This window comes from Candidatus Thermoplasmatota archaeon (assembly GCA_035541015.1).
In the GTDB taxonomy this organism is placed as follows: Archaea; Thermoplasmatota; SW-10-69-26; order JACQPN01; family JAIVGT01; genus DATLFM01.
Genome location: DATLFM010000058.1, coordinates 1 through 5,263 on the forward strand (window position 1 = coordinate 1; position 5,263 = coordinate 5,263).

A 5,263-nucleotide genomic window follows, 5' to 3' on the forward strand; every position below is an offset into this window, starting at 1 on the left:
GCCATCGTCCTTGGCGCCGACGGCGCCAAGGACGATGGCCACGGGGGTGCCGTCGCCGGCCAAGAAGCCGCCGCTGTCGGGGTACCGCAGCGTGAACCGCACGACGGCCGTTCCGCCGCGAACGAACTCCGAAGGCTCCTCCTGCAGCTCGGGCGCAAGCGCAAGATCGATGACACGGACGGCGTGGGCCGTTTCGTAGCGGTTGCCGTCCAGGTCGCTTCCAAAGACGGTGATGGTCCACAATCCCCCGGGAATCCGGGCGTGGGGCGTCCAAGAAAGCACGAAACGGTCGGCGATGCGCGAGAGCACCGCGCCGGCGGTGCGGCCCGCCGCCGACTCCATCCGCACGTCGTCCACGCGATCGCCGTCGCGGCGGGTGACAAGGAGGCGCAGCGTTTCGCCCTTGACGATCTCCGTGGGAGGTTCGCCCGCAAGCGGACGCACGATGCCGGTGGCCTCGACAACAAACGTGCGCGTCTCGGCCGACAGGACGGCGCCCCCGGCCGCTTGCCCCACGAGCACGAGGCGGTGCAGGCCCAACGGCGTGCGCTCGCTCGTGACGGCCACGCCGAAATGATCCGGCGTCAGCGCCGAGTCGTTGACGCGCACGTCCCGCACGTGCACGACCCACGCCTGGGCGCCCTCGTCGAAGGTTTGCCATTCGATCCGCGGCGCGCCGCCTTCGGGACCCCTGTCGCCGACGGCGCCGCGAAAGATCGCGTGCGCGCGCTCGCCCCGGACGATGGAGGCGGGCGGTTGGGAAAGGACGTCGCGCGATCGCGCCTCGGAGACAAGGGAGAACGCCGTGCTCTCGCCGTCGACGATGTTCCCCCGAAGGTCGGAGCCTTCGACGCGGAACCGGTAGAGGTCCAGCCGCTCGTCGCTCGAGGAGGCGAACCGCGCGACCCACTCGCCGCCCTGCGCGGTGAGCGGAAGCGTGCGCACGGGCTCGCGGTCGGCTCCACGCACGAGGCGAACGCCCAGGACGTTCATGTCCGACGGGGTGAGCGAGGTGCCGTCGGGAAGCGAAAGGCGGAACCGCCAATCGATCGCGACCCCGGCCCGCAGAGTCGGCGGCGGAGGCGCCGACTCGCGGACGGGAACGCGATACCCCTCCACCGCCAGCAGGAGGGTGGCGCGAGCGACGTTCGGCTCCCGCTCGCCGTCGCGGGCCGAAAGGGCGAGCGTCCAAGGGCCGATGGGCGCCTCGCAGCAGGGGATCGCGATGCGACCGGCGAAGATCCCGGCCCTGGGATCGGTCTCGCGGAGCGCGTGCAGGCTCGACGTGCCGTCGGGACGCGTGAAGTTGGCAAGGACGAGGTCGTCCCTGGCTCGCGAAGCGTTGAACACGGTGCCGTCCGCGTAGCTGCCTCGCACCGTGACGAGGAAGGTGTCACCGCGGGAGAGCGGCCGCTGCCCGTCGCCGCCGCGAGGCTCGCCGCCCACGGAGACGTTTGCCGCGAGGTGGATCGAGGCCGTCCCGACCTCGAACACGGGCGTGAGGTTGGCGGGAATCGCGTTGCCGTCCCGGTCGCGCGCGGGCGAGAGACGAATCGTGTAATTGCCAAGCTGGGAGAACTCGGGCGGCAGGTGGAACTGCGCCCGCCATCGACCCTCCCCGACGTGCACGGCGTCCGCGCGGCGAACCTCCGCGTTCGAGCCCGCGTTGAGCAGGGCGACGCGAAGGGCGCTCGCGTTGTCCTGATGCGTGAACGGCTGTCCGTTGGCGTAGCGGAGCTCGTAGAGGACCGTGAGGTTCGATCCGCGCTCGGCGCGCTCCGGCGGGTGTTCCAGAAGCCCCGGCTCGAACGTGAACTCACGAACTCCAAAGGGCGCCGAGGCGGTCGGCACGACGGCGTTGCCGTAACGATCGGCCGTCGTTGCCATCACGAAGCGGTAGGTCGGCGCCGCGGCAAGCGTGAGGGTCGCGTTGCGGGGAACGTCCCAATCCAGCCGCCACGACTGGTCCTGCCAGCGGGCGGGCACCCGGGCCACCACGGTCGCGCCGCCGCCGGCCTCGCGGCGCTCGACGAGGACCTCGGGCGCTCCGCCGAAGAAGTCCTCGGGGAGGACGGGCCCGTTGTGATAGGAGAGGCGGAAGGCGAGGGGGACAAGCTCGGTCCGGGTCACGACGTCGGGCTCGCCGCCCATGCCCGGCGCGCGCAAAATCGTGGCGGCGATCGTTGCGGGCTTGATGCGGAACGCGCTTCGCTCGACCCCCTTGCCGGAGGAAAGCTCGACGGTGGCGTTTGAGCACAGGTCCCCGCGCTCGGGGCAGACGCGCTCGCGCGCGATGTGCTTGGGCACAAGCCAGCGGTACTGGACGATCCCCTGCCCGTCGGCGATGAGGCGAAAGGCGCCCAGCGTGGTGAGGGCCCCCGAGGCCGCCCAGGAGCGGAGGGTGAGCGTCGCTTCGGATCCCGCGGCGTGGCCGACCGACCGCACCAGAAGCATGTCCGTCGTCTCGACGACCCCGTTTCGCGTGTGGGCGTCGGTCAACCGCACGTCGAAGCTGCCTTGGGCCAGGAGGACGCCGGCGCTCTCGACGCGAATGCGGTAGGTGGCCTCGTGGCGCGGCTCGCGGGCGAAGAGGGCGGCGGGGAAGTCGTACGGGAACTGCAGGTCCGAGAAGCCTTGGCCCGTGGCCGTTCGCCCTTCGGGGGAGGCAAGATCCAGCGCGTAGGCTGGCCCGCAAGGGATGCAGGAGACCTCCACCCGCAAGGCGGTCTCCGGGACCCCGAAGTGGACACGGAAGCGGCTGGCCTCGCCCTGGAGGACGATGGGATCTTGCACCTCCACGGACTCGCCGGCGGCGCGCGCCGTCGGAACGGCCGACAGGACGGGCCCCAATGCGATCGCGAGGAGGAGCAGGACGGCGCCGGGTCGGCTCCCGGCCGTGGGGCTCCTAACCAAGGTTACTCCCTCGACGGTTACGGCGCCGGACCGTTCCCCCGACGCCACTTAAGGGCCCGCCTGTCACCGCAGGGGGTAACGACGCCGGTGCGTGTCCGGCCCTCCTCCGCGGGCCCCTTATCCGGTCAGGGAGAGCCCTTCCACCAGGAGGTAGGGCATCCGTAGCGAAACGCCGCTTGCCGAGCCGTGGAGATCCTTCTCCTCCCGGGACAAGGCCCGGATGCCCGCAAGGAAGCTCTTCACGCTTCCCGAAACGACGACGGGCCGAAGGGCGGGGCCTTCCTCACCGCCGCGCAGGGAGAACAGCAGGGTGCTTGTGACCTGGAACTCCCCGGTGGCCGAGTTTGCCGTGTGGACCCCGATCACGTCCCGGACGAGCACGCCGCCGCGGGCCTCCCGCAGCAAGTCCGAACGCGTCCTGCGTGGCCCCTCGATGCGTAGGCAACGCCCGACCGCGACGGGAAGGCTGCGGTAGCTCCGGTCCCCCCCGGCGGCTCGCAGCGAGGACCCCTGCGGCGGCTCCGCGTACCGCCAACCGTCGGCGAGGCTCGCGAAGTGGCCCACGCGGGTCCCTTCGCGCACGATCTCGTGGCGCCGCGCCGGAAAGCCGTCGTCGTCGAAGGCGCCCGCCGCCAACCCGCCCGGAAGGAGCGGATCGTCCACGATCGAGACGGACGGCGAAGCGACCTTCTCGCCGGGCTTGGCGCGGAAGGGCGACTGGCCGCGGCGCAGCGGCTCCAGCCGCAGCCCGCGCAGGGCAAGCTCCAGAAGCTCCGCCCCGACCTCGGGCGACAGCACCATGCGGACGCGTCCGCGAGGAGCGGCCCGCGGCCGTCGCGAGCGGACGGCGAGGGACGCGGCCGCGCGTCCCACGGGCGCCGAAAGCGCGTCGACGAACCGGCTCTGCTTGAACTCGTGGCCCGTCGTCGCGGGGCCAGCACCGTCCCGCAGGATCGCGTAGGCGCTCACGCTTGCGTGCGTGCCTCGCTCCTCGACGGCAAGGCCGTGGTCGTTGGCAAGCGCGACGCGTTCGACCGACGCGGTGGCGCCGCCGCCGGCCAAGCGGACCAAAGCATGCGTCCGATGCGCCGCCGAAAGCTCGCGCAAGAGCGCGGCGCACAGGCGCGCGGGGGTCGCGCGCGCGACGGCGGGATCGTACGTGCGCGGCGCAGCGGGCAGCCGCGAGGGCTCCGGAAAGCTCCCGCCCGGCCGTCCGCGCCGGGCCGCGGCGATCGCGGAGGACACGAGCCGGCGAAGGTCGGCGTCCGACGTGGCGTAGGCGAACCCGTAGCGGCCGCGCACCACGACGCGAAGACCCACGCCCCGCTCGCGCGCAGACTCGACGCCTTGAACGCTGTCGCGGTCGATCCGGGCCGCGACGCCGTCGGTGGCTTGAACAAACGCTTCCGCGTGCTGCGCGCCCTCCGCAAGCGCCGCCTCCACCACACGGCGCGCGGCCGGCCGAAGCGAGGGTCCCGCCGCCAGCGTCATGCGCCCCCCACGACGACGTTTCCGATGCGTACGTGGGGTCCACCGTCGCACACGGGAACCCATTGCCCCTTGCCGCACATGCCCGGCGATCCAAGCCCCACCGTGTCTCCGACGGCGTCGATGCTCGCAAGCGTGGGAAGCATGTCGCCGGAGATGCCCACGTCCAAGAGCGGCCGGGTCACCTCGCCGCGCTCGATGAGGAACGCCTCCTGGGCGGTGAACTGGAAGGGCCCCTTGGCCGTGTCGACCTGACCGCCGCGGCTCCCGACGGCAAGAACGCCGCACCGTACGTCCTCGAGCATCTCCTCGAGCGACCAATCGCCCGCGCGCATGAGCGTGTTCGACATGCGGACGAGCGGGGGCGACGCGTAGCTCTCGGCGCGTGCGGCACCGTTTGCCTCGCCCCCAAGCTGCGCGGCCGTCTCGCGCGAATGGAGAAACTCCGTGAGCACGCCCCGCTCGATGATGCGCTTCACCCGCGCCGGCGCGCCCTCGTCGTCGACGGCAAAGCTCCCGTAGCCGCGGGGGAGCGTGGAATCGTCCACGATCGTGACGGCCTCGGGCGCGACGCGCTGCCCCAGGCGCCCGGCGAGCTGGCTTTCCCCGGCCAGGACGAGATCCGCCTCCGCGGCGTGCCCGATCGCCTCGTGGCAGAAGACGCCCGTGAGCTCGGGATCGGCCACGACCGGCAGGCGCCCCGAGGGCGGCTTCTTGGCCGAAAGCTGGCGAATTGCCCGGCGGCACGCGTCCTCGACGGCCTCGAGGCAACGCGAATCGGGCAGGAACTCCATTCCCGCCGTGGCGCCCACGCGCGCGCGGTAGGATCCCCGCCGAACGCAACGGTCGGCGGGGATCCTAC

At 72.2% G+C, this 5,263-nt stretch carries 3 protein-coding genes; all 3 read right to left on the reverse strand.

Annotated elements, in window-relative coordinates:
• The coding region (locus VM681_05375; protein ID HVL87422.1) for a hypothetical protein at positions 1-2,913 on the reverse strand (2,913 nt) is incomplete at its 3' end.
• Between the two features lie 117 nt (positions 2,914-3,030).
• Positions 3,031-4,404: a TldD/PmbA family protein gene (locus VM681_05380; protein ID HVL87423.1), complete on the reverse strand. Its 1,374-nt coding sequence runs from the start codon at positions 4,402-4,404 to the stop codon at positions 3,031-3,033.
• Positions 4,401-5,263, reverse strand: an 863-nt coding sequence (locus VM681_05385) for a TldD/PmbA family protein (protein ID HVL87424.1), incomplete at its 5' end; no start/stop codon positions are given. The genes VM681_05380 and VM681_05385, both read right to left, overlap by 4 nt.

Excerpts from the sequence above, each read along its gene's own strand:
- VM681_05380 (HVL87423.1), bottom strand. The coding sequence starts at position 4,404 with ATGACGCTGGCGGCGGGACCCTCGCTTCGGCCGGCCGCGCGCCGTGTG.